Source organism: Pseudomonas sp. SK2, from assembly GCF_016772395.1.
Taxonomy (GTDB): Bacteria; Pseudomonadota; Gammaproteobacteria; order Pseudomonadales; family Pseudomonadaceae; genus Aquipseudomonas; species Aquipseudomonas taiwanensis.
Genome location: NZ_CP061944.1, coordinates 1,817,858 through 1,840,656, shown reverse-complemented (window position 1 = coordinate 1,840,656; position 22,799 = coordinate 1,817,858). Strand labels below are relative to the sequence as shown.

Genomic DNA, 22,799 nt, shown 5'->3' with positions numbered 1-22,799 from the left:
AGGCCAACCATGCGCGCCGCCGAAAAATCCGAACGCTCAGGACCCACCCGGGTACTGCCGAAAATTCCCCGCAGTGTCTGGGCGCTGGGCTTCGTGTCGATGTTCATGGACATTTCCTCGGAGATGATCCACGCCCTTTTGCCGCTGTACATGGTGACCGTGCTTGGTACCTCGGTCGTTGCGGTGGGTTTCATCGAGGGTATCGCCGAGGCCACCGCATCGATCACCAAGGTGTTCTCCGGTGCCTTGAGCGACCGGCTGGGCAAACGCAAGCTGCTCACGGTGCTGGGCTATGCCCTCGCGGCCCTGACCAAACCAGTATTCCCGCTGGCGACCGGCCTTGAGTGGCTGACCGGTGCGCGCTTTGTCGACCGCATCGGCAAGGGTATTCGCGGGGCGCCCAGGGACGCGCTGGTGGCGGATGTGACCCCTCCAGAGCTTCGCGGTGCAGCATTCGGCTTGCGTCAGGCGCTGGATACGGTCGGCGCCTTGCTCGGGCCACTGCTGGCGATCGGGGTGATGTGGCTGACTTCCAGTCACTTCCAGACGGTGTTCTGGGTGGCGGTGGTGCCTGCGTTCCTGGCAGTGTTCATCCTCATAGCCTTCGTCCGCGAGCCGGACACCCTGCCCAAGACGCGTCCCGTACGCTCACCGCTTGCCCTGCGCCAGTTGGTGCGGCTAGGGTCTGCTTACTGGCGGCTGATCATCCTGGCCACGCTGTTCACCCTGGCCCGCTTCAGCGAAGCCTTCCTGTTGCTGCGCGCTCAGGACATGGGCCTGGCCGCGCAGTGGGCACCGGCGGTGCTGGTGCTCCTGGCCCTGGCCTATTCGATCTCGGCCTACCCTGCCGGTACGCTGTCCGACCGGCGCGGCCGCCGCGTGGTGGTGATGCTGGGGCTGGCATTGCTGCTGATCGCCGACCTGCTGCTGGCGCTGTGTCCGGGCTGGATCGGGCTGGCACTCGGCGTGGTGGCCTGGGGGCTGCACCTGGGCTTCACGCAGGGCATATTCAGTGCGTTGATCGCTGACAGTGCCCCGGCCAGACTGCGTGGGACGGCCTTTGGCCTGTTCCACCTGCTCACCGGCGCGGCGCTGCTGGGTGCCAGCGTGGTCGCTGGCCTGTTATGGGATGGCGCAGGTTTTCGGGCCACATTCCTGGTCGGCGCCGCATTCGCCGGCGCCACGCTGGTCGGCTTGGCCCTGTTGCCCCACTTCAGCAGCCAGGTGCGCTCACAGTGAAAACGCTGCATAGATCATCAACGCTTCACTGTCGGCGAGGTAACGTGCCACAGACCCCGGAGCCTTCCAGCTTCGCCCCACCCGCCTCAGGGAGTAACGCCCATGTGTGAGTGCTTCGCCCAATACCAGGGCCCTGCCGACTACCTGCGAGTGCTGGGCGCCGAACAGCCTGTGCTCGACAGCGCCAGCAACGAGCCCCCTGGCCACCCCACCATCGAGCCGGGCACTCGCATGCTGATCCTGCACGACAGCGACACCGGCCTGCGCTTGACGCCACGTCCGTGGGGGTGGACACCGCTGTGGGCGGGGAAGCGCCAGCCTGCGTCGATCAGCGCGCCACTGCAGATCATCAGCGCCTGCCTGCCCTTCCATGCCTTGTGGCCACAGACCCGAGCGCTGGTGATGGCGGACGGATGGTACGCCTGGTCGGACGATGCACAGGCGCCTAACGGGCGACGGTGCCACTTCGTTCGCCTGAAAAGCGGGGCTCCGATCTTCGTCGCCGCGCTGACGCAGATTCGTATAGGGCTGGCGCCAGAAGAGGACGATGGTTTCGTGATCCTGACGCAGGACCATGATCCACGAGCCGGCACCGCCCTGCCCCTGGTGCTGGCGCCGGAACACGCGCGGTCGTGGCTCGATTCGCAGCTGCCGGCGGAGCAGGTGCAGTACCTGGCGCCAGACCAGTTCGAGTGGTCCGCCGTAACCGACCCAGCGCAAGTGCGGCGCTGAACTACAGGCAGGCGCCTCCCACAGGTGCACGCCCTAGCCGACGGGTAGCAACTCCTGTTCGATCAACGACCAACCGCCATGGCCATCCACTTCCAGGCGGTGGGAGTGGAAGCTGGCCAAGGTACTGCGGTGGCCGACACTGACCAGCAAGGTGTCAGGCATCTCATTGCGCAACAATGAATACAGCGCATGCTCCAGCCCCTCGTCCATGGCTGAAGTGGACTCGTCGAGAAACACCACTTGGGGCCGGTTGAACAGCACCCGGGCGAACGCCAGGCGCTGCTGCTCGCCAACCGAGAGTATGTGCGACCAGTCGCAACTGACGTCCAGCCGCTCGGCCAGGTGGGGCAGGTTGACTTGACGCAACGCCTGCTGCATGCGCGCATCGTCCGCCGCACCGCTGCTCGCCGGGTAGGCGATGGCGGTTCGCAGGTCGCCCAGTGGCAGGTATGGGCGCTGCGAAAGGAACAGCGCCTGATTGCCCAGGGGTCTGCGGACCAAGCCTTCGGCATAGGGCCATAGCCCTGCCAGCGCGCGCAGCAAGGTGGTCTTGCCGCTGCCGGACGGCCCCTTGATCAACAGCGCCTGGCCGGCCTGAAGGTTCAGATTCAAGTCGGCGATCAAGGGGTGGCCGTCGGGGCGCAGCACTTGCAGCCGGCTGATGTCCAGCGCGTGTGCCTGGTCCTGCGTGGTGACCTGCGGCAGTTCGCTGGCCTGCTGGTTGGCATCGAGAAAACCGGTCAGACGGTCGAGGGTGGCGCGGTACTGAGCGAAGGTATCGTAGGACTCGCGGAAGAACGACAGCGAATCCTGCACCTGGCCAAAGGCCTGGGAGGTCTGCATCACATCGCCAAGCTTGATTGCACCGCTGAAGAACCGCGGCGCCTGCAGGATGAACGGAAACACCACGGCCACCTGACTGATACCCAGGTTGAAGCCGCTGAACTTCAAGGTTCGGAACACCAACGCCCAGACGTTGCCGATCAGCGCGGTGAAGCGGCCGAGCAACGTGCCTCGCTCCACCTGAGCGCCCTGGTAGAACGCGATGTTCTCCGCGTTTTCGCGCAGACGCATCAATGCATAACGGAAGTTGGCCGTGAGTTTTTCGTTGAGGAAGTTGAGGCGAATCAGCGGACGCCCGAGGCGAAAGGCGATCCAGGTGGCGACGATCACATACACGTAGACGGCGAATACCATCGCCCGCGGGATTTCGTACCCAGCCACCGACAGCGGCGCCGACAGCCCCCAGAGAATGCCCGTGAAGGCGACCAGCGAAACCAGCGCGCTGACCGCACCCAATGCCAGAGACACCGAATTGGTCACGAAGGCGTTGACGTCCAACTCGATACGCTGGTCGGGGTTGTCCACCGGCTCGGCGAGGAACTGCCCACGGTAGTAGGCGTCGCCATGCATCCAATCACCGGTCAGGCGCTCGGTCAGCCAGACTCGCCAATGGATGTTGAAAGCCTGAGTCACATAATAAGTGAACAGCGAGCGCAGCACATGGATGGTGGCCAGCACCGCGAATACCCCGAGCAAGTACCAGAACGCTGTCTGGTCCAGGGCCTGCAACGCGCTGTAGAAGCCGTTGTACCAGAACGAGAAGAGCACGTTCAGGCGCACCGCGAACAAGGTCAGCACCAGCAGCAGCGCGAACCCAAGCAGAGGCCGCCAGCTGCGCCGGAAACTGAAGTAAGGGCCGGCCAACTGCCAGAACTGGCTGCCCCAACGGGTATAGCGCACGGCCAGCGCGGCCGCAGCGGTGAAACAGGCAAGGGTGATGAACGAGGCGATTGCAAGCCAGCTCAGGCTCTCCTGCAAGGCCTGGTGCCAGTTCATGTCCATGGTGCAATTCCGTAACGAGTGCATGGGGTTGTTTTCGCGAGCGTAGCATTACCCCAGGACTCGACAGAAAAACATTACGGACATTTCATCTTCGCACCACCCCCACCCCGGCACACCCTCTGTAGTAGCCGGGTTGCCGGCGACAGGACCAGCACTCCCTCCCCTAGGCCAGAGCCTCCCGCACTTTCGGGTCCAAGCCCTCTCCCCCATGGGCTTGGTTCCACTCGCTCAGTTGCCGACGCATGGCCGGTGTCCAGAAGCTTTTCAGATGCTGCCTCACGCCCTGTACCGCCAGGGCGTGATCCGGTTCGCTGTCGAAGTAATGGGCAATCTGGTTGGCCATCTTCACCAGGTTTTCACTACTCATCGACGTACCTCGGCTTTCTCCGGTTGTTCCGCGGCGCGGCGCTCCTTGAGCAGACGACGCTGCTCCTCGCTGAAGTCCTGGTAGCGTTTCTGCCATTGCGACGGCTGGAACACCTTCACCACCTCCACCGCCGTAACCTTGTATTCCGGGCAGTTGGTGGCCCAGTCGGAGTTGTCGGTGGTGATCACGTTGGCGCCAGACTCGGGGAAGTGGAAGGTGGTGTAGACCACCCCGGGCGCTACCCGTGTGCTGACCTTGGCACGCAGCACCGTCTGCCCCGCACGACTGCCAATGCCAACCCAGTCACCCTCGACGATGCCCCGGCTCTCGGCATCGGTAGGGTGAATTTCCAAACGGTCGGCATCATGCCAGGCGACGTTGGCGGTGCGCCGGGTCTGGGCGCCAACGTTGTACTGGCTGAGGATGCGGCCGGTGGTCAACAGCAGCGGATAGCGGTTGTTGACCTTCTCGTCGGTAGGCACGTACCCAGTGAGCATGAAGCGCCCCTTGCCCCGCACGAACTGGTCGATGTGCATGGTCGGCGTGCCGTCGGGCGCTGCCTCGTTGCACGGCCACTGCAGGCTGCCGTGGCGGTCGAGCTCGGTGTAGCTGACGCGGTGGAAGGTCGGCGTGAGGCGGGCGATCTCGTCCATGATCTCGGACGGGTGGCGGTAGTTCATCGGGTAGCCCAGGGCATTGGCCAGGGCCACGGTAGCCTCCCAGTCGGCTTTGCCGGCCAGCGGCTCCATCACCTTGCGCACCCGCGAGATACGCCGCTCGGCATTGGTGAAGGTACCGTCCTTCTCGAGGAACGAACTGCCCGGCAGGAACACATGGGCGAACTTGGCCGTCTCGTTGAGGAAGATGTCCTGCACCACCACGCACTCCATGGCAAGCAGCGCTGCGGTGACGTGCTGAGTGTTTGGGTCGCTTTGGGCAATGTCCTCGCCCTGGCAGTACAGCGCCTTGAAGCTGCCGTCGAGCGCGGCCTCGAACATGTTGGGAATGCGCAGCCCGGGGTCGGGTTGCAAGGTCACGCCCCAGGCTTGCTCGAATTCGGCACGTACGGTTTCGTTGGAAATGTGCCGGTAACCGGGCAACTCGTGGGGGAACGAACCCATGTCGCACGAGCCCTGCACATTGTTCTGCCCGCGCAATGGGTTCACCCCGACCCCTTCCCGGCCAATGTTGCCGGTGGCCATGGCCAGGTTGGCGATGCCCATTACCGCCGTACTGCCTTGGCTGTGCTCGGTAACGCCAAGCCCGTAGTAGATCGCCGCGTTGCCACCGGTTGCATACAGGCGCGCCGCGGCACGGATCTGCTCGGCGGGTACACCGCACACAGGGCCAAGTACCTCGGGGGCGTTCTCCGGCTGACTGACGAAATCGCGCCAGTGGGCGAAGTCCACGGTCTCGCAGCGGGCGTCGATGAAGCGCTGCGCCAGCAGCCCTTCCGTGACGATCACATGAGCCAAGGCATTGAGCATGGCCACGTTGGTGCCGGGCCGCAGTTGCAGGTGCAGGTCGGCGCGGGCATGGGGCGAGTCGACCAGGTCGATGCGCCTAGGGTCGATGACGATCAGACGCGCGCCCTGGCGCAGGCGCCGTTTGAGCTGCGAGCCGAACACCGGATGGGCGTCGGTGGGGTTGGCGCCGATCACCAGCACCACATCGGCCTGCATCACCGAGTCGAAGCTCTGGGTGCCTGCCGACTCCCCCAGGGTTTGCTTGAGGCCATAGCCAGTCGGTGAGTGGCAGACCCGGGCACAGGTGTCGACGTTGTTGTTGCCGAACGCGGTGCGCACCAGTTTCTGTACCAGGTAGGCTTCCTCGTTGGTGCAGCGGCTGGAGGTGATACCGCCAATCGAGTCGCGCCCGTATTTGAGCTGGATGCGCCGGAACTCACTGGCCGCATAGGTCACCGCCTCGTCCCAGCTGACTTCCTGCCAAGGGTCTTCCAGTCGCTTGCGGATCATCGGTTTGGTGATGCGGTCGGGGTGGGTCGCATAACCCCAGGCGAACCGGCCCTTGACGCAGGCATGGCCGTGGTTGGCGCCGCCATTCTTGTCCGGGACCATGCGTACCAACTGGTCGCCTTTCATTTCGGCGCGGAACGAACAGCCCACGCCGCAGTAGGCGCACGTGGTGATGACCGCTCGCTCGGGCTGGCCAAGCTCGATCACGCTTTTCTCGCTGAGGGTGGCGGTCGGGCAGGCTTGCACGCAGGCACCGCAGGATACGCACTCGGAGCTGAGGAAGTTGTCGCCACCGGCTGGCGCGACCCGCGAGTCGAAACCGCGTCCGGTGATGGTCAGGGCGAAGGTCCCCTGGATATCCTCGCAGGCGCGCACACAGCGGCTGCAGACGATGCACTTGCTGGGCTCGTAATCGAAATACGGGTTGGACTGGTCTTTCTGTTCCGCCAGGTGGTTGGCGCCATCATAGCCGTAGCGCACCTCGCGCAGGCCAACCTGTCCGGCGACGGTCTGCAGTTCGCAATTGCCGTTGGCCGAGCAGGTCAGGCAGTCCAGCGGGTGGTCGGAGATGTACAGCTCCATCACGTTGCGGCGCAGGCCGGCCAGGCGCGGGGTCTGGGTGCGCACCACCATGCCTTCGCTGACCGGCGTGGTGCACGAAGCCGGGTAGCCGCGCATGCCTTCGATTTCCACCATGCACAGCCGGCACGAGCCAAAGGCTTCCAGGCTGTCGGTGGCGCAAAGTTTGGGGATGCTGGTGCCCAGCAACGCGGCGGCACGCATGACGGACGTGCCCGAAGGAACGCTGATCGCGCGCCCGTCGATGGTCAGGCTGACCTGCACGTCGCTTTCGCGCGCTGGGGTTCCGAGGTCGGTCTGGGGGTCGAAGAAATTGATCATTGGGCGGCCTCCGTGGTGGTCAACCCGAAGTCGGCGGGGAAGTATTTGAGTGCACTGGCCACCGGGTAGGAGGTCATCCCGCCCATGGCGCACAGCGAGCCGTACTGCATCGTGTCGCACAGGTCACGCAGCAACAGGGCCTGGTCGTGGCGTTCGGTGAGGTCACGGGTGGCGATCAGCCGGTCCACCACCTCCATGCCACGGGTAGAGCCGATTCGGCACGGGGTGCATTTGCCGCAGGACTCCTCGGCACAGAACTGCAAGGCGAAGCGCGCCATGCTGGCCATGTTCAGGGTGTCGTCGGCCACCACCACGCCGCCGTGGCCGAGCATCGCGCCCATGGCGGCGAACGCTTCGTAATCCAGCGGGGTGTCGAAGTGGCTGGGAGGCACCCAGGCGCCGAGTGGCCCCCCCACCTGCGCGGCCTTCAACGGCCGGCCGCTGGCGGTGCCGCCGCCATAGCCGTCCACCAGGTCCCGCAGGGTCAAACCGAAGGCGCGTTCCACCAGGCCGCCGTAGCGGACATTGCCCGCCAGCTGGAACGGCATGGTGCCCAGCGAGCGCCCCATGCCGAAGTCGCGATAGAACGCCGCGCCCTTGGCCAGGATCGTCGGCACCGAGGCCAGGGTGAGCACGTTGTGCACCAGGGTCGGCAGGCCGAACAAGCCTTGCAGGGCAGGCAGCGGTGGCTTGGCACGGACGATTCCGCGCTTGCCCTCGATGGACTCCAGCAACGCGGTTTCCTCGCCGCAGATATAAGCACCCGCCCCTACTCGCACCTCCAGGTCGAAGGCCTGGCCGCTGCCGACTATGTCGTCGCCCAGATAACCCGCGTCACGGGCGATGAGCAGTGCCTGGTCGAGCACGCGGATCGCATCCGGGTACTCCGAGCGCACATAGATGTACCCCTTGGTTGCGCCCACCGCGAGACCGGCAATGGCCATGCCTTCGATCAGCAGGAACGGATCGCCCTCCATCAGCATGCGGTCGGCGAAGGTGCCGGAGTCGCCTTCGTCGGCATTGCACACCACGTACTTCTGTCCAGCGCCGGCTTCACGCACGGTGCGCCACTTGATGCCCGCCGGGAAGGCTGCGCCACCACGGCCGCGCAGGCCGGATTCGAGCACCTGGGCGACCACATCGGCACCGCCGATCGTCACGGCGCTGCGCAAGCCTTCGAAGCCGCCATGGGCGCGGTAGTCCTCCAGCGACAAGGGCCGGGTGATGCCGGCGCGGGCGAACAGCAGGCGCTGCTGGCTTTTCAGATACGGAATGTCTTCAACGGCACCCAAGGCCAGCGAATGGCCACCCGGCTCGCCCACCAGCGCATCGAGCAAGGCTGGCGCGTCCTCCGGGGTAACCGGCCCGAAGCCTTGACGCCCCCGGCCGAAGTCGCACTCCACCAAGGGTTCGAGCCAGTAGAGACCACGTGAGCTGGTGCGCTGGATCTGCAGCGGCAATTGCCGACGCTCGGCCTCGCGCAACAGGGCATCGGCGACCTGATCGGCACCGACGGCACGGGCCACGGAGTCGCAGGGGATGAACAGCTTCAGCATGCTGCGTCCTCCAGGCAACCCTTGACCAAGGCCCGCAACCGCTCAGGGGTGAGCCTTGCGTGCAGTTGACCGTCCAGCTCCAGGGCTGGCGAACAGGCACAGGCTCCCAGGCAATACACAGGTCGCAAACCGATAGCCCCATCGGCGCTGGTGCCATGATCGTCCAGCGCCAGCTGCTCGCGCAGTTGCGCGGCCAGGGCTTCGGCTCCACGGCTCTGACACGACTCGGCGCGGCACAGGCGTAGGGTGTGCCGGGCTGGCGGCGCGGTGCGGAAATCGTGATAGAAGCTGATGACCCCACGCACCTCGGCCAGGCTGAGGTTGAGGGCATGGGCAATCTCGGGAACGGCGGCATCGGGTACGTAGCCGATGCTGTCCTGGATGGCATGGAGAATCGGTAACAGCGCGCCAGGGTTTTCCTTTTCGCGCGCCAGAATGCTGTGGATCAACGGCAGGTCAAGCAGTTCATCAGGCATACAGCGGACCTCTGCATCACGGGCCCGCCTTTTGTTGTAGTGGCAAGTGCCCGGCGTGTTCTGCTGCGGCGTACCGACCACGTCACGGTTGCGTGGTTGTCGGCAGCCTCCTTGCCCAAGGCCGTGCGTCTGCGCGCACTGGACTCCGGGGCATCCAACAAGCATGGCACTTGTAGGGCCAAGAAGGTGCGTGGGAGCGACCAGGCGCATCCTGAAACCGACGTGAAGGGTTGGCAGCTGCGTGCGCTTGTCGCAGTGGCCATACACGCCCACCGGGATGCCCATCGCTCAACGATAAACCCCGGCGCAAGTTATTGCGTCAGCACCACAACCGTGCCAGGGTCGCGAAGCGCCTTGTCCGCCTCGGTGGGCTGTCTTCAGTGCGCGATTCAGTCGGCGAAGCTAGCGCTTCCTGCAGACGCGGGCGCAGGTGACAGCCTCATCAAGATCAGTTCGCAGGCCGGTGTCGCTGGTACATCGAGAGTGGTCGCTTCTGCGCCCAATCAATCCTTACCGGTCGGCATAGTCGAATCACCGCCCCATATGCGAAGGCCAACCGCCATGGAAGAAACTCGCCAGCGACTTATCCACGCCGCCCTGGAGCTATTTCTGAGCCAAGGACTACATGTCACCGGCGTAGCGGCCATCGCTGCGCGGGCCGGTGTCACCAAGATGACGCTTTACGGCCACTTTCCATCCAAGGATTCGCTGATCGTTGCATGCCTGGAGGAGCGTGATCGCATCTGGCGAGCGAGAGTCGAGCAACTGCGCAACGACTTGCCCGATCCCCTGGAGGCGCTTCTGGCGTTCTTCGATCTCTATCAGGGCTACGTCGAGCACGACAGTCATCGCGGCTGCCTGTTCGTCAACAGTGCTGCCGAGTTTTCCTCATTCAGTCACCCGGTATTCCTTGCTGCGGAGCGGCACAAAGCGGGGGTGCGCGAGCAATTGGTTTCGCTGGCCAGGCTGGCGAAGTTCAACGCCCCACAGCAAATCGCCGATAGCCTGTTTCTGCTGCTGGAGGGCAGCTTTGTGAGTGCCGCGCACGGCAATTGCGCGGCGGTTTTCAATACGGCACGACAAATGGCCAGACAATGGCTGCATTGCCAACCTCACACAGAGCAGTGCACATGAAAGTTGGATTGATCGCGGCCATCGCAGCCACTTTTTCCTGGTCGTTGCTCTATTTGTTGCCGAGCCTGATCGGGGAGTACAGCACCTTTGACCTAGCGGTGGTGAGTTACGCGTTTGCCGGCCTGGGGGCGCTCATTGTGCTGGTTCGGTTCCGTCGACAAGTGACGACGCTGACACTTGGCGATTGGCTGACGGTCGGCCTGCTCGGCTTTCTGGGCTACATCGGCTATTTCTTCCTGATCACCAGTGCCGTTATCGCAGCTGGGCCGGTGATTCCACCGGTGATGCTAGGTTGCGTGCCCATCGTCCTGGCCATCGCCGGAAACCTGCACAGCCAAGTGATTCCTTGGCGTAGCATCGCCGCCCCACTGCTGCTGGGCGCGTTGGGTATCATCATGGTCAATGCCAGCAGTTTCGAGCGCGCCAATGGGCAAGCCTCGCAGCCCGCTGTCATGGTGCTGGCGGGCATCTTGCTTTCCCTGCTGGCGATTGGATTCTGGACTGCCTTCGGCTTGCTGAACGAGCGCGCGCTCCGGACAAGACCGGGCATGGATCCGCTGTTCTGGTCGGCACTGCTTATCCTGACGTGCAGCATCGAAATGGTCGCATTCCTACCCGTGGGGCTCTACCTGAAACTGTCCAGTTTCGTAAGCCACGGCGGCGCTCTCGACGGAACCTCGGCGGTGCTTCTCTGCGGACTGGTACAGGGGTTGGCAGCAACCCTCGGCGGTGCCTGGGCTTGGTCCATCGCAACGCGAAGCATTCCTCTGGCGTTAGGCGGGCAATTGATTGCCAGCGAAACGCTTTACGCCACTACGTTCGGTCTTCTCATCCAGCAGCGTTGGCCATCGCCATTGGAAGCGCTGGGGACGGCAACCCTATTCCTCGGGGTTACCGTGGCGATCGGGCAGTTCTATCGTGCTGATCAACGTCATCGCCAAGGCAGCAGGTAAACCTTCAGGATCTCGCGGTAAGAGTCGGAAGCGGACCTTACCGATTGCCCTTTCCTCTTCCTAAGATTGAATGACCCGGACTGGAAAGCGACGCAAGTTGAGGAAAACTGGGCTCGATTGCATCACCGTACCGTGTGGCTAATACACTTTAAAGAAGCTTATGGCGCCTGAACGGCGGCCAATTAGGGTTTTGCTCGTCTGGGAGATATCTATGTCGTCGCCAATCTTTGCAGCAGCTCAGTGCGCCGTTCAAGCTGGCGATCTCAATGGCAACCTAGCCATGCACATGGCGTTCATGCGACAAGCACACGAGCATGGGGTGAGGTTTCTACTGTTCCCCGAGTTATCGCTTACGGGATACGAACCCTCCTTGGCTGATGGCTTGGCGCAAAATATCGATACCCCGCTAATTTCTCCCTTGCGAAACGTTGCACGGGAAACCTGCATGACCACTGTAGTCGGTTTGCCGTTACGCCTAGCGGGCCATGAAAAGCCTTTAATTGCGTCCTTCGTACTGCACAGAGACGGTTCAGTGACTGCCTATACCAAGCAGCATTTACACGTTGGCGAAGAGCAATATTTCAGTGCGGGTAATGGCGGTGAATTGTTGTCTATCGCGGACGTATCCATAGCCTTGTCAGTGTGTGCTGACTTCAGCCGAGCGGAACACCCATCACATGCAGCGAAGCAGGGCGCACACCTGTATGCCACAAGCGTACTCATCGGGGAAGCTGGCTATCCGCACGATAGCTCGCTTCTGCAGGCATACGCCGAGCAACACGGCATGGCGGTACTGATGGCCAATCATGGCGGCCCGACTGGCGGGTGGGCCGCCGCGGGCCTGAGCGCGTTTTGGGATGAGCAGGGTCACTGCGTTGCGTCCACCGGTGGTACAGGGAATCGCTTACTGGTCGTCTCGAAATGTCTCGATCGCTGGCAGGGTTTTGAAACGCAAGTATCCTTTACACGCTAAATTCGTTAATGCGTTTTGCCATAGTTGAGTGAACGCCGCACGAAATTTAACTATCCGACCTCATCAAATATCTCGGGTGCCGCCTTGAGGTGTAGCAAGCTCAGCAAGGCCGACATCAGCACCAAGATGGCGCCAATCGCAATACCCGTCCTAGAGGCCTGTTCGATAGTCTCTAGGTTAAACAACATACCCATTATCACCGCCCCGCTCGTCTGACCAACCAATCGCGCAGTACCTTGCAGCCCGCCCATTGCACCGCTCCTCTGCACTGGCGCGCCCAAGAACATATTGCGATTGTTCGCAACATTAAACACGCTGAATCCGAACCCACATGAAACTACGCAGAGTATTAGCAACCAGGTTACGCCACGGTCAACTAAAGACATAATGAAAAGCCCAGCAGCAAGCCCCATTCCACCGAACAGACACAGTTTTGCCGTGGAGACTCTATCTGCAAGTGCTCCGGAAAATGGAGCCATGACGGCGACGCTCAGCGGCCATGCCGCCATCAATCCGCTCACCACCCAATTACTCAGACCAAGGCTCTTTTGAAGCAAGAATGGCAGGGCGACCATCCCGACAGTCTGCCCCGAAAAGCAAAATATCGAAGACATAACCGACACACGCAAGCGGTAATGCTTAAGCAAGTCTATCGGAACTAATGGCGCGGCATTCGCCCGTTCCCTTCTAACCAGCATCCACATCTGCACAACAGAAAACACAAGCAACAGAGCACCCGCTATCGGCCTGCTCGCCAACACACCTAGCGCAGCGATGAGGGCTGCAAAGACTCCGACACTCAACAACATACTGAACAGATCAAGCGGATCATCTTTCTTCGTGGAAGGCGGTAGACAGACGGTTGCAAGCAACACCACTGCCACCACTGGAAGTGTGACGCTGAAGAGCCAAGACCACTGGGCGACTGAAATTATGGCAGTGCCGATGAAAGGACCCGCGGCCGATGAAAATGCAACAACTGATGCATTCCAGCCTATGGCGGCTCCAAGTCTCTGATGACTCACAATGCTGCGCAACAGTGCCATCCCCAATGCCATTATGGCGGCTCCGCCAATGCCCTGCAGCAAACGGGCAGCAACCAGCCAGCCAAGCGTAGGCGCTAGTGCACATGCCAAGCTACTGGCGGCAAACAAACCCAGGCCCCACGTGAACACACCGCGATAACCGAATTTTTCTCCTAGCGCCGCACAGGGCAACATCGCTATCAGCAAACCTGCTTGATAGGCCGTCAATATCCAGGTGGCATCAGCGGGAGATACCCGCAGTTCCAAGGCCATTGCCGGGAGCGCTACTGTAGCCATCGCGGTGTTCATAACCACCAACATCATTCCGGCCAGTACGGCGCCGACCGCTATTTTCGATGATGGTGGCGGCGTGTTGTGTGGTCCGGCCACAGGCGGCATCAAGTCGTATGAGCCTGACATCTTCTTCACTGCCGCGTCTCTGGGACCCAATTTCCAGCTTGCTCTACATACCGAGTCATCCGTCGCGCCTCCTTGTCTTCTTTCTTAAGATCGCGATCGGTCAAGCGGAATATCAATGCTTGGCTTCCTAGACAGCGCGTATCGTGGATATCTCCGGGCAAGTACACTTGACTCTCTCCAGCATGGATCACTGTCGAGCCACGTTTGATGAGCTTTACATCACCATTTTGGTCTTCGATCCTGGCATATGTACCCACCTCTACCGCGCCATGCTGCACGGCATAGATGGCCCAGCCCCTGCCATGGTCATGAGGCTGACGGTAAAGTCCAGCCGGCTCCGTATAGGCCAGCAGAATGAACCCATGTTCCGGGTCCCGATAAAGCTCTTTTTGAACTGCCGCTTCCAAGTGAAGCAAAGCGAGCCATTGCTCAGAGCAGTCAGCGTTGACCAGGTCGTCCAATTGTTGCTGGCAGGCCGCGACAAGCTCGGTACTCATCGGCCCCCATGAAGATCTTACGTTGCTGACGAATCTTTCAAGCGTACTCATACAGACTCTCCCAATCGGTTTCTGCTCGCCATTCCACTCTAGGGAGCACCGTTGGTTTGCGGAAGACGCCATACCTGCATTCTAATAGTGCATACGACGCCATACCTCCCTTGAACGAGCGACTTCCACATGACTGCTCCCGATTTGAATCTGCTCATCACCCTCGAAGCCGTATTGGCAGAGGGCAGTGTGGCTCGAGCTGCGAAGCGTCTGCGCCTCAGCCCTTCGGCGATGAGTCGTGCGCTTGCGCGTTTGCGGGAGACGACGGGCGATCCGTTATTGGTGAGAGCGGGTCGTGGCCTTGTCCCCACACCCAGGGCAATAGAGCTTCGTGACAGGGTGAGCCAGTTAGTGAGCGAAGCACAGTCAGTTCTGCGTCCTTCGAAAAAACTCGACCTGCAGAGGCTGGAGCGCACGTTCAGACTCAGGACGAGCGAGGGATTTGTAGAATGTTTCGGGCCAGAACTCATTGCCCGTGTTGCCGACCAAGCCCCACATGTGCGTTTATGTTTCATGCAGAAGCCTGACAAAGACAGCAAGGCATTGCGCGAAGGTGCCGTTGATCTCGAAACAGGTGTGATAGAGACCTCTACGGCACCAGAGCTCTACTCCCAGGCGCTATTTCGAGACAATTATGTTGGGGTAGTGTGCTTATCACATCCTTTGGCTCAAGGCGTGGTTACAGCAGAGCGGTACGCGGCAGGCAAGCACATCCTGGTGTCGCGGACTGGTGCTGACAGAGGCCCCATTGACGACGCGCTTGTATCTCAGGGGTTATCGCGCAATGTGGTTACGATGGTTGCTGGCTTTTCAACCGCAGTGGGACTGGCTCGCGTGTCAGACCTAATCGCTAGCGTCCCTGCACGGCACACCACAAGCCTGCGTGAAGGCATGTACAGTTTTCCGTTGCCGGTCCCAACCGAAGCTTTTACGTTGTCGTTGCTTTGGCATCCTCGCTTCGCGGCCGATCCCGCGCATCAGTGGTTACGCACGCTGTTGAGAGAAGTCTGTTTGGACATGCAGACCGATCCGATATCGGCCTCAGGCGTGCACTCAAACTCCTGAACAATAATGCCGCTCCCTGCGCAGTGACGCTTTTTCGCGCTCGATGGCAGAGCAAAAACTCGGTTCCACCCAGAACTACCGGCAACCGCAAAGATCGGGTGTAAACCCATGCGACCTGCACACAGGCGAATGTGCGGCACTCTTGGTAAACTAGGGCACTTTCTCTTCAGGCGGGCCTGAACGGTGCAGTCGACCGCCCCGTCAGCTCCCCGCTTGCTTGGACATTGACATGTTCTGCGTTGGCACAAGCACGATCTCGGTATGGGTACGCCCTACCCTGTCGCTCTCAGCAGCCTCCAGGACGGTACACACTGCGTAGACCCAGAATGCCCCTAGAATCAGCCTCAAAGCCACAAACCACGCAACCTGAGCCCTCCCGCCGCTTCAGCGTTGCACCGATGATGGATTGGACCGACCGACACTGTCGGTTCTTCCTGCGCCTGCTGTCCAAGCACACCCTGCTCTACACCGAAATGGTCACCACCGGTGCGCTCCTTCACAACGACGCCAACCGCTTCCTGCGCCACGACGTTTCCGAGCACCCGCTGGCACTGCAACTGGGCGGTAGCGTCCCGGCCGACCTGGCCGCCTGCGCGAAACTGGCCGAGGAGGCTGGTTACGACGAGGTCAATCTGAACGTCGGCTGCCCGAGCGACCGGGTGCAGAACAACATGATCGGTGCCTGCCTGATGGCACATCCCGCGCTGGTGGCCGATTGCGTCAAGGCCATGCGTGATGCCGTATCGACTCCGGTCACGGTCAAGCATCGCATCGGCATCAATGGCCGCGACAGTTATGCCGAACTGTGCGATTTCGTCGGGCAGGTACGCGAGGCCGGTTGCCGTAGCTTTACCGTGCATGCGCGTATCGCCATCCTCGAAGGGTTGTCGCCCAAGGAAAACCGCGAAATCCCGCCGCTGCGCTACGACGTTGCCGCGCAGTTGAAAGCGGACTTCCCCGACCTGGAAATCGTGCTCAACGGAGGCATCAAGACCCTGGACGAGTGCCAGACGCACCTTGAGACCTTCGATGGCGTGATGCTGGGGCGCGAGGCGTATCACAATCCGTACCTGCTGGCCGAGGTGGACCAACGCCTGTTCGGCAGCGAAGCGCCGGCGGTAAGCCGTAGCCAGGCACTAGAGACGCTGCGACCGTACATCGTTGCGCATCTGCAAAGCGGGGGCGCAATGCATCACATCACCCGGCATATCCTCGGGCTTGGCCAGGGCTTCCCGGGGGCGCGGCGGTTCCGGCAGTTGCTGTCGGCGGATATTCATAAAGCGCCTGAACCGTTGGTGGTGTTCGACCAGGCGGCGGAGTTGCTGCAGGGGCGGTGACACGCCAGTCAGCGCCTTGCTGCCGACAAGCCGTCTTTTACGGGGACGGGATTGCAAAGCGACGCCAAGGAACCTCTGGCTCGGTTGCGACTCGAACGCTCACCTTTAAAGCCCGCGCCCACAGGGATTCGCGGTGTTCGCCCGAGCAGCGTCGGCAGGCCTTGAGCAGCTGCCGGGGCTCGGGTAATGTCGAGTAAATGCACAGGACAGAGCACGCCCATGACCTCCAAGCTGGAACAACTCAAGCAGTTCACCACCGTGGTCGCCGACACCGGGGACCTGGATGCCATCACTCGCCTCAAGCCAGTCGATGCCACCACCAACCCGTCGCTGCTGCTCAAGGCAGCCGCCATCCCTGGCTATGCCGACCTGCTCAAGCAGGTGAAAGCGGACGCCAAGGGTAATGTCGACCTGGCGTGCGACAAGTTCGCCGTGGCCGTGGGCGCGGGCATTCTCAAGGTCATCCCTGGGCGCATCTCCACCGAAGTGGATGCCCGTCTGTCGTTCGATGAACCGGCGCTGCTGAACAAAGCTCGCCAACTGATCGCCCTTTACGAAGCCGCCGGTGTGAGCAAAGACCGCGTGCTGATCAAGCTAGCCTCCACGTGGGAGGGTATCCGCGCCGCCGAGAAGCTGGAAAAGGAAGGCATCCAGACCAACCTGACCTTGCTGTTCTCCTTCGCCCAGGCCCAGGCCTGCGCCGATGCCGGGGTGTTCCTGATCTCGCCTTTCGTAGGCCGTATCTACGACTGGTACAAGAAGAGTACCGGCCAGGAGTACGTCGGCGCCGAGGACCCGGGCGTGCAGTCGGTCACCCGCATCTACAACTACTACAAGGCCAATGGCTACAACACCGTGGTCATGGGCGCCAGCTTCCGCAACATCGGCCAGATCGAGCAGTTGGCAGGGTGTGACCGCCTGACCATCAGCCCTGAACTTCTGCAGCAGTTGAGCGATGATCAAGGGCAATTGCCACGCATACTCAAGCCGGGTAATGCCGGTGAGGCCAAGCAGGTACTGAACGAAAGCCAATTCCGCTGGGCGATGAACGAAGATGCCATGGGCACCGAGAAACTCGCCGAAGGCATCCGTCAGTTCGCGCGGGATCAGGAGAAACTGGAAAAACTGATGGCTGAAAAAGCCTGATACATACCGGGTTTGCCTGACGGGCGGGAAGTGTTCACATTTTCCGCCCGTTTTATTTTGCACCGTCCGTTAGACGCTGGCTTGCCAGCGTAGGGCCTTTTAGCCACCAGAGCTGTCAATGACACCCTCCTCCTCTTTGCCGCTCGTTCTCGCAGGCCCAGTATTGCGCCGCCTGGAGCCCCAGCGCCTGGCCATCTGGCTCGCCTGCACGCAACCGCTGCAACCCGAATTCACCCTGGACTACCCTGGCATCACGCCAAGGACCGATTGCCAGGTCATCCCAGTGGGCAAACACGCCTACCTGCACCTGCTGGACATCCATTTCGCGCAGCCCCTGCCCTGCAACGTCGAGCTTCAATACGATGTGCTTCTCGGCGGCCGAGGCATTGCCGACTGGGCCGAGCACCTGCTTTACCCCGGCCAGCGGCGCCCCAACTTCGTGCTGCGCGAACGCCTTGACCAGCTACTACACGGCTCTTGCCGCAAACCGCATCACCCCGCCACCGATGGCCTGTTATGTGCCGATCGCCTGCTGCAGCAATGCCAACGGCCTGAACAACGTCCGGCGCTGCTGTTGATGACTGGCGATCAGGTCTATGCCGACGATGTGGCCGGCCCGATGCTGCGGGCCATCCATGCACTGATCGCACGCCTGGGCCTGCTCGATGAAACCTTGGACGGCGCCCTGGTCAGCAACAGCGCCGCACTCTACAAGCACCCCGCCTGCTACTACCACCGTGCGGACTTGCTGCCGGCGCAGGAGCGCAACGAAACCCTGCGCGAGCGTTTCTTCGGTGGCAAACGCAAGCCGATCTTCTCCTCCAGCAATGCCGACAATCACCTGGTGACCTTCGCCGAGGTCATGGCCATGTACCTGCTGGTATGGTCGCCCACGCCCTGGCAACTGGTCGACCTGACCATGCCGCAAGGACTGAACCCCCAACGCCAGGGTCGGTACCACAAAGAGTTGCCGCTGATCGAGGCCTTTGCCGTCAACCTGGCTCCGGTGGCCCGGGTGATGGCGCACCTGCCGTGCTTGATGATCTTCGACGACCACGACATCACCGATGACTGGAACCTGTCGGCACAATGGGAAGAAACCGCCTACGGCCACCCCTTCTCGCGGCGGATCATCGGCAATGCGCTATTGGGCTACCTGCTGTGCCAGGCCTGGGGCAATGACCCCGATGGCTGCAAAGCGCTGGTCGGGCAAGTCGGCGCGCTGGCCGAAACCGCGTCGGGTAGCCAGGTGCAGGATGAACTGATCGGCGAGCTACTGCGCTTTCAGGGCTGGCAATTCAACCTCCCCACCAATCCGCCTCTGCTGGTGCTGGACACCCGCACCCGACGCTGGCGCAGCGAAAGCAACCTGGCCAAGCCCTCCGGCCTGTTGGATTGGGAAGCGCTGTGCGAGCTGCAGCAGGCGCTGCTCGACCATCCTTCCGCCATCATCGTGTCACCTGCACCGATTTTCGGGGTGAAGCTGATCGAGACCGTGCAGAGGGTGTTCAGTTGGCTGGGCTACCCGCTGCTGGTAGATGCCGAAAACTGGATGGCCCACCGGGGTGCAGCGCAGGTGATCCTGAACATCTTCCGCCACTCGCGCACACCGGGGCATTACGTGATCCTGTCGGGGGATGTGCACTATTCGTTCGTCTACGAAGTTCTGATTCGCCATCGTCAGCGCAGCCCGCACCTGTGGCAGATCACCAGCAGCGGCATCAAGAACGAATTCCCCAAACGCCTGCTGGCGGTGCTCGACCGGCTGAACCGCTGGCTGTACGCGCCACGCTCGCCGCTCAACTGGTTCACCAAGCGTCGGGAGATGGAAGTGATACCGCGCACGCCCAGCCATGCCGATGCAGGCGAACGGCTATGGAACAGCGCGGGGCTCGGACAGGTATTCTTCGATGAACAGGGGCGGCCAGCGCGGGTGTTCCAGTTGAATGCCGCCGGTGGAACGGCGACGGAGTTCATGCGACGGGCGTGAGCTTTGGCTTGGATTCACTGGCGCCTTCGCGGGTGAACCCGCGAAGGCAGCGATGCAGAGGTGGGATCAGGTCCGCTCCAGCGCATTTACCAGGTCGTGGAAGGCTTCGCGATTGGAGTCGTTCAACCCCATCAGGATTTTGTGCGCCTCCAGCACCTTGGAGCGCACCACGTCCTCGCTCTGGTCCTGGGATGGCAAGTCGGTCAGGCATTCCGGGCACGGCACCGGACGATCGACGATGTTGAACACCTGATCGAAACCCATCGACTGCAAAAGACGCGAAATGTCCGGGTTGGTGGTGACCACGGTCGGCAACAGGCCAACCTTCTGCCGCGACAGAATCGACAACTTGGCCAACAGGCCCAAGGTAGTGCTGTCGATGCTTTCGGTCTCGGTCAGGTCGATGACGATGGCCGAGAAGTTCAGCGCGGTGAAGATCTTCTCGATCGTCGCATCCAGCGCCGAACACAGGGTCAGGCGCACTTCACCGACAAATTTCAGTACAAAGGTACCGCTTTGCTCGGCGAACTGGATTCTACCGGTACTCATTGAAGGTTCCTGCTCAACACCAATAGGGCGATATCATCCGGCATCTCCCCAAGCGTAGCCAATCCAAATCGTTGGCGCAGCCCATCCAGGCTACCACCCGCTGTCTTGACGATGTCCGGCAAGGCAGCTTCTTTATCTTTGAGCGTGTCTCCCGGCAAAAGGTCCAGAATGCCATCGGACATCAGGCTCAGGCTGAACTGCGGCGGCAGCTCGATCACCTGGTCCTGATAGGTGGCCTCGTCGAACAGGCCCACCGGCAAACCACGGCCTTCCAAGTAACGCGCCTGGCCCGGGGTATACAACACCGGTAGCGGCAGGTGACCACCAACGGCGTAGGTCAGCAGGCCGGTTTCCTCGTCGATCACCCCGCCCACCATTGTGACATGCTTGCCCAGCTTACAGTTGATCAGCCCACGATTGATGTGGCTGAGCACTTCCGAAGGCTTGAACTCACGATTCCTGTTGCGTTTTAGCTCGAACAGCAGCCGTGTGGTCATGAACTTGAGCAACACGGTGACGAAGGCCGACGACGCACCGTGTCCGGAGACATCGGCCAGGTAGAAGGCAATGCGTCGGTCATCCACGCGGAAGTAGTCGGCGAAATCGCCAGACAGGTACAGCGACGGGATGATCTGGTGTTCGAACACGAACTCGCCGGCGCCCCAGGGGCTTTCCGGCAGCATGTTCATCTGCACCTGACGGCCGGCGGTCTGGTCTTCCTGCAACAAGTGCAGGCTGGCCTCGAGCTCACGGTTGGCCGCTTCGAGCTTCTCGCGGTAACGCTGGTTTTCCAGCACCAGCCGCGAACGATCGAGCGCTCGGCGTACCGAGTGCTCGAGCACCGCCAGATCTTCCAGCGGCTTTATCAGGTAATCGGCCGCACCCAGGCGCAGGGCCTCGACGGCATCGCTCATCACCCCGGCTCCGGACACCACGATGACCGGCAACTGCGGCGCGCGCTCGCTGACCTGGCGGATCAGTTCGAGGCCGCCCATCTGCGGCATGCGCAGATCGCAGATCACGAGGTCGGGCTGGTGTTCTTCGAAGACCTGGAGCCCCTGCTGGCCATTGCTGGCCTGAAGGACGCTGAAGCCACTGTCTTCCAGATAGGCGGCGAGGCTCGCACGGACCACGTCGTCGTCATCGATGATCAGCAGCGTTGCACTGGTTTTCTGCATGTGGGCGAACGGCGCCGGTTTGGGTTGGTGAAGCGGTGTCATCAAGACTGACAGCCGACTACAGGGATACTCGGTGGTAACACTCTCTTTGAGTTGTAGGACAAGAAAACTGACCCAGCAACTGGCGGAGGTACCTCGTAAGGCGCAGACGGTACTCCCATCCGCCAGGCGTTTCAAGCACAGCTAGGTCGACGCCCCTGCTCTTTACAGGGCAAATCACCGGGAGTTATAAGAAAGCCGACCCGTGCAACCCGATGGGAAGGATGCAGCATGCCCCAGACGCCCACCAGCCACAGCGAAAAACGTGATTTCATCCGCATGCGCATCGATACCGAGGTCAGCCTGCTACATGCCGGCCAGGTGATCGCGGCGGTATGCCTCGACCTGTCCAGCGGTGGCATGCAGGTACAAGCCGCGCAGCACTTCAAGGTGGGCGATCGACTCGAAGTGCGCATCGACTCCGACCATCCGGCACTCAGGGGATTGCACGCCAGCACCGAGGTCGTGTGGATCGCCGACCAGCCCACTGGGCAGCAGAAACTTGGCCTGCGTATCCTGGCCATGCATTGAACACGCATGGCATACGAAAAAGGCGACCCTGAGGTCGCCTTTTTCGCACCAATGTGAATCAGAAGTCGTCTTCGACTTCGCCATCCTTGACCTTGAACTCGCGGTTCTGCAGGTAGGCATTGCGAATGAAGATGTACTTGTCACCCTGAATCAGCTTTTCCGCCGACAGCAGATTAGCGCGGGTATTGATCACGTCCAAAGCGAAGATCGAGTTGCGGGTCGGTACATGGTCCATGTAGCGGTAGGGCTTGGTGTAGGTGTCCGGGTACTTGGACAGGCCGTCACGTACCGTGCTGGGGCCCAGCAGCGGGATCACCACATACGGACCGCTGCTCACGCCCCAGTAGCCCAGGGTCTGGCCGAAGTCTTCATCGTTGCGCTGCAGGCCCATCTTGGTGCCCACATCGAAGAAGCCACCAAGGCCGAAGGTGGTGTTGACGATCAAGCGCGCGGTATCGATGCCGGCAGCACGGGGCTTGAGTTGAAGCACATCGTTGACCAGGTTGGTCACATCGCCCAGGTTCTGGAAGACATTGTGGATACCATCTTCGAGGAACTGCGGGGTAATGGCCTGGTAGCCCTTGGCCAAGGGCTTGAGTGCATACGTGTCGACGGTGTCGTTGAACCTGAAGATCGGACGGTTGACCGCCTCCCAAGGGTCCTCCTCGGTGGCTGCCTGGGTAGCTGCCACGGGCGCCAGCAGCAAGCTGGCGCAGACACAAGCCTGGGTGACCCGCTCGATCACACCGGCACCGATCCTACGCATAGATGTTTCTCCATCGATTTTCTCGGCCGCAGCCACGCTCAGTGCGCTGCAAAT

The 22,799-nt window shown here is 61.6% G+C and carries 20 protein-coding genes; 10 read left to right on the top strand and 10 right to left on the bottom strand.

Annotated features, from left to right (window positions below):
- Window positions 1-9 precede the first annotated feature (9 nt).
- Both IF103_RS08140 and IF103_RS08135 read left to right on the top strand, forming a co-directional pair.
- Window positions 10-1,239 carry an MFS transporter gene (locus IF103_RS08140; RefSeq protein ID WP_202676013.1) on the top strand — a complete coding sequence of 410 codons (1,230 nt, stop codon included), beginning with the start codon at window positions 10-12 and terminating at the stop codon, window positions 1,237-1,239.
- A 102-nt stretch (window positions 1,240-1,341) separates the two neighbouring features.
- Window positions 1,342-1,971: an SOS response-associated peptidase family protein gene (locus tag IF103_RS08135; protein WP_023379611.1), complete on the top strand. Its 630-nt coding sequence runs from the start codon at window positions 1,342-1,344 to the stop codon at window positions 1,969-1,971.
- Between the two features lie 33 nt (window positions 1,972-2,004).
- Here IF103_RS08135 and IF103_RS08130 read toward each other — a convergent pair whose 3' ends face one another.
- The 5 genes from IF103_RS08130 to IF103_RS08110 form a co-directional block, all read right to left on the bottom strand.
- Window positions 2,005-3,816, bottom strand: coding sequence for an ABC transporter ATP-binding protein/permease (locus IF103_RS08130; RefSeq protein WP_104881985.1), 1,812 nt, complete (start codon window positions 3,814-3,816; stop codon window positions 2,005-2,007).
- A gap of 163 nt (window positions 3,817-3,979) precedes the next feature.
- Window positions 3,980-4,183, bottom strand: coding sequence for a formate dehydrogenase subunit delta (locus IF103_RS08125; RefSeq protein ID WP_023379609.1), 204 nt, complete (start codon window positions 4,181-4,183; stop codon window positions 3,980-3,982).
- Window positions 4,180-7,059, bottom strand: coding sequence for a formate dehydrogenase subunit alpha (fdhF, locus tag IF103_RS08120; RefSeq protein WP_023379608.1), 2,880 nt, complete (start codon window positions 7,057-7,059; stop codon window positions 4,180-4,182). Before fdhF ends, IF103_RS08125 begins: the two co-directional genes overlap by 4 nt.
- Entirely contained in the window at window positions 7,056-8,615 is a 1,560-nt protein-coding gene (locus IF103_RS08115) for a formate dehydrogenase beta subunit (protein ID WP_186598781.1), read from the bottom strand. The genes fdhF and IF103_RS08115 overlap by 4 nt, the downstream gene beginning before the upstream one ends.
- A complete protein-coding gene (locus IF103_RS08110) occupies window positions 8,609-9,091 on the bottom strand; it encodes a formate dehydrogenase subunit gamma (protein WP_023379606.1) in 483 nt (160 codons plus the stop codon). Before IF103_RS08110 ends, IF103_RS08115 begins: the two co-directional genes overlap by 7 nt.
- A 561-nt stretch (window positions 9,092-9,652) precedes the next feature.
- On the opposite strand from IF103_RS08110, the gene IF103_RS08105 reads away from it, so the two are divergent.
- The 3 genes from IF103_RS08105 to IF103_RS08095 all read left to right on the top strand — a co-directional run bounded on the left by IF103_RS08105 (window position 9,653) and on the right by IF103_RS08095 (window position 12,151).
- The gene (locus tag IF103_RS08105; RefSeq protein WP_202676012.1) at window positions 9,653-10,225 is read left to right on the top strand and encodes a TetR/AcrR family transcriptional regulator; all 573 of its coding nucleotides are present in this window, start codon (window positions 9,653-9,655) and stop codon (window positions 10,223-10,225) included.
- Window positions 10,222-11,178, top strand: a complete 957-nt coding sequence (locus tag IF103_RS08100; protein WP_027906777.1) for a DMT family transporter — start codon at window positions 10,222-10,224, stop codon at window positions 11,176-11,178. The genes IF103_RS08105 and IF103_RS08100 overlap by 4 nt, the downstream gene beginning before the upstream one ends.
- Window positions 11,179-11,389: 211 nt before the next feature.
- Window positions 11,390-12,151 (top strand): carbon-nitrogen hydrolase family protein, encoded by a 762-nt coding sequence (locus IF103_RS08095; RefSeq protein WP_186598783.1) that lies wholly within the window; start codon window positions 11,390-11,392, stop codon window positions 12,149-12,151.
- Window positions 12,152-12,201: 50 nt separating this feature from the next.
- Here IF103_RS08095 and IF103_RS08090 read toward each other — a convergent pair whose 3' ends face one another.
- Together IF103_RS08090 and IF103_RS08085 are read right to left on the bottom strand one after the other, a co-directional pair.
- Entirely contained in the window at window positions 12,202-13,596 is a 1,395-nt protein-coding gene (locus IF103_RS08090; protein ID WP_238346464.1) for an MFS transporter, read from the bottom strand.
- 5 nt (window positions 13,597-13,601) lie between these two features.
- A complete protein-coding gene (locus IF103_RS08085) occupies window positions 13,602-14,144 on the bottom strand; it encodes a cupin domain-containing protein (protein ID WP_158664649.1) in 543 nt (180 codons plus the stop codon).
- Between the two features lie 129 nt (window positions 14,145-14,273).
- On the opposite strand from IF103_RS08085, the gene IF103_RS08080 reads away from it, so the two are divergent.
- The 4 genes from IF103_RS08080 (at window position 14,274) to IF103_RS08065 (ending at window position 19,682) form a co-directional block, all read left to right on the top strand.
- Complete coding sequence (locus tag IF103_RS08080; protein WP_186598784.1) at window positions 14,274-15,209, top strand: LysR family transcriptional regulator; 936 nt, start codon at window positions 14,274-14,276, stop codon at window positions 15,207-15,209.
- 326 nt (window positions 15,210-15,535) lie between these two features.
- Window positions 15,536-16,546 carry a tRNA dihydrouridine(20/20a) synthase DusA gene (gene dusA / locus IF103_RS08075; RefSeq protein ID WP_202676010.1) on the top strand — a complete coding sequence of 337 codons (1,011 nt, stop codon included), beginning with the start codon at window positions 15,536-15,538 and terminating at the stop codon, window positions 16,544-16,546.
- A 219-nt stretch (window positions 16,547-16,765) separates the two neighbouring features.
- Complete coding sequence (gene tal, locus IF103_RS08070) at window positions 16,766-17,692, top strand: transaldolase (RefSeq protein WP_023379602.1); 927 nt, start codon at window positions 16,766-16,768, stop codon at window positions 17,690-17,692.
- Window positions 17,693-17,810: 118 nt separating this feature from the next.
- Window positions 17,811-19,682: an alkaline phosphatase D family protein gene (locus tag IF103_RS08065; RefSeq protein WP_186598785.1), complete on the top strand. Its 1,872-nt coding sequence runs from the start codon at window positions 17,811-17,813 to the stop codon at window positions 19,680-19,682.
- A 66-nt stretch (window positions 19,683-19,748) separates the two neighbouring features.
- On the opposite strand, the gene rssC is transcribed toward IF103_RS08065, so the two are convergent.
- The gene (gene rssC / locus IF103_RS08060; protein ID WP_023379600.1) at window positions 19,749-20,231 is read right to left on the bottom strand and encodes an anti-sigma factor antagonist RssC; all 483 of its coding nucleotides are present in this window, start codon (window positions 20,229-20,231) and stop codon (window positions 19,749-19,751) included.
- Window positions 20,228-21,409, bottom strand: coding sequence for a two-component system response regulator RssB (rssB, locus tag IF103_RS08055; protein WP_023379599.1), 1,182 nt, complete (start codon window positions 21,407-21,409; stop codon window positions 20,228-20,230). Before rssB ends, rssC begins: the two co-directional genes overlap by 4 nt.
- A 270-nt stretch (window positions 21,410-21,679) precedes the next feature.
- On the opposite strand from rssB, the gene IF103_RS08050 reads away from it, so the two are divergent.
- Window positions 21,680-21,979 (top strand): PilZ domain-containing protein, encoded by a 300-nt coding sequence (locus IF103_RS08050; protein ID WP_023379598.1) that lies wholly within the window; start codon window positions 21,680-21,682, stop codon window positions 21,977-21,979.
- Window positions 21,980-22,037: 58 nt separating this feature from the next.
- On the opposite strand, the gene IF103_RS08045 is transcribed toward IF103_RS08050, so the two are convergent.
- On the bottom strand, window positions 22,038-22,745 hold the full coding sequence (locus IF103_RS08045; RefSeq protein ID WP_202676009.1) for an MlaA family lipoprotein: 708 nt from the start codon (window positions 22,743-22,745) through the stop codon (window positions 22,038-22,040).
- Window positions 22,746-22,799: the final 54 nt, after the last annotated feature.

Bases quoted from the DNA above. Each gene is read 5' to 3' on its own strand.
- IF103_RS08050 (WP_023379598.1), top strand. From the start codon at position 21,680: ATGCCCCAGACGCCCACCAGCCACAGCGAAAAACGTGATTTCATCCGC.
- rssC (WP_023379600.1), bottom strand. From the start codon at position 20,231: ATGAGTACCGGTAGAATCCAGTTCGCCGAGCAAAGCGGTACCTTTGTA.
- IF103_RS08110 (WP_023379606.1), bottom strand. From the start codon at position 9,091: ATGCCTGATGAACTGCTTGACCTGCCGTTGATCCACAGCATTCTGGCG.
- rssB (WP_023379599.1), bottom strand. From the start codon at position 21,409: ATGCAGAAAACCAGTGCAACGCTGCTGATCATCGATGACGACGACGTG.
- IF103_RS08105 (WP_202676012.1), top strand. From the start codon at position 9,653: ATGGAAGAAACTCGCCAGCGACTTATCCACGCCGCCCTGGAGCTATTT.
- IF103_RS08140 (WP_202676013.1), top strand. From the start codon at position 10: ATGCGCGCCGCCGAAAAATCCGAACGCTCAGGACCCACCCGGGTACTG.
- IF103_RS08095 (WP_186598783.1), top strand. From the start codon at position 11,390: ATGTCGTCGCCAATCTTTGCAGCAGCTCAGTGCGCCGTTCAAGCTGGC.
- IF103_RS08085 (WP_158664649.1), bottom strand. From the start codon at position 14,144: ATGAGTACGCTTGAAAGATTCGTCAGCAACGTAAGATCTTCATGGGGG.
- IF103_RS08080 (WP_186598784.1), top strand. From the start codon at position 14,274: ATGACTGCTCCCGATTTGAATCTGCTCATCACCCTCGAAGCCGTATTG.
- IF103_RS08125 (WP_023379609.1), bottom strand. From the start codon at position 4,183: ATGAGTAGTGAAAACCTGGTGAAGATGGCCAACCAGATTGCCCATTAC.
- fdhF (WP_023379608.1), bottom strand. From the start codon at position 7,059: ATGATCAATTTCTTCGACCCCCAGACCGACCTCGGAACCCCAGCGCGC.
- IF103_RS08130 (WP_104881985.1), bottom strand. From the start codon at position 3,816: ATGGACATGAACTGGCACCAGGCCTTGCAGGAGAGCCTGAGCTGGCTT.
- IF103_RS08090 (WP_238346464.1), bottom strand. From the start codon at position 13,596: ATGTCAGGCTCATACGACTTGATGCCGCCTGTGGCCGGACCACACAAC.
- dusA (WP_202676010.1), top strand. From the start codon at position 15,536: ATGCCCCTAGAATCAGCCTCAAAGCCACAAACCACGCAACCTGAGCCC.
- IF103_RS08065 (WP_186598785.1), top strand. From the start codon at position 17,811: ATGACACCCTCCTCCTCTTTGCCGCTCGTTCTCGCAGGCCCAGTATTG.
- tal (WP_023379602.1), top strand. From the start codon at position 16,766: ATGACCTCCAAGCTGGAACAACTCAAGCAGTTCACCACCGTGGTCGCC.
- IF103_RS08100 (WP_027906777.1), top strand. From the start codon at position 10,222: ATGAAAGTTGGATTGATCGCGGCCATCGCAGCCACTTTTTCCTGGTCG.
- IF103_RS08045 (WP_202676009.1), bottom strand. From the start codon at position 22,745: ATGCGTAGGATCGGTGCCGGTGTGATCGAGCGGGTCACCCAGGCTTGT.
- IF103_RS08135 (WP_023379611.1), top strand. From the start codon at position 1,342: ATGTGTGAGTGCTTCGCCCAATACCAGGGCCCTGCCGACTACCTGCGA.
- IF103_RS08115 (WP_186598781.1), bottom strand. From the start codon at position 8,615: ATGCTGAAGCTGTTCATCCCCTGCGACTCCGTGGCCCGTGCCGTCGGT.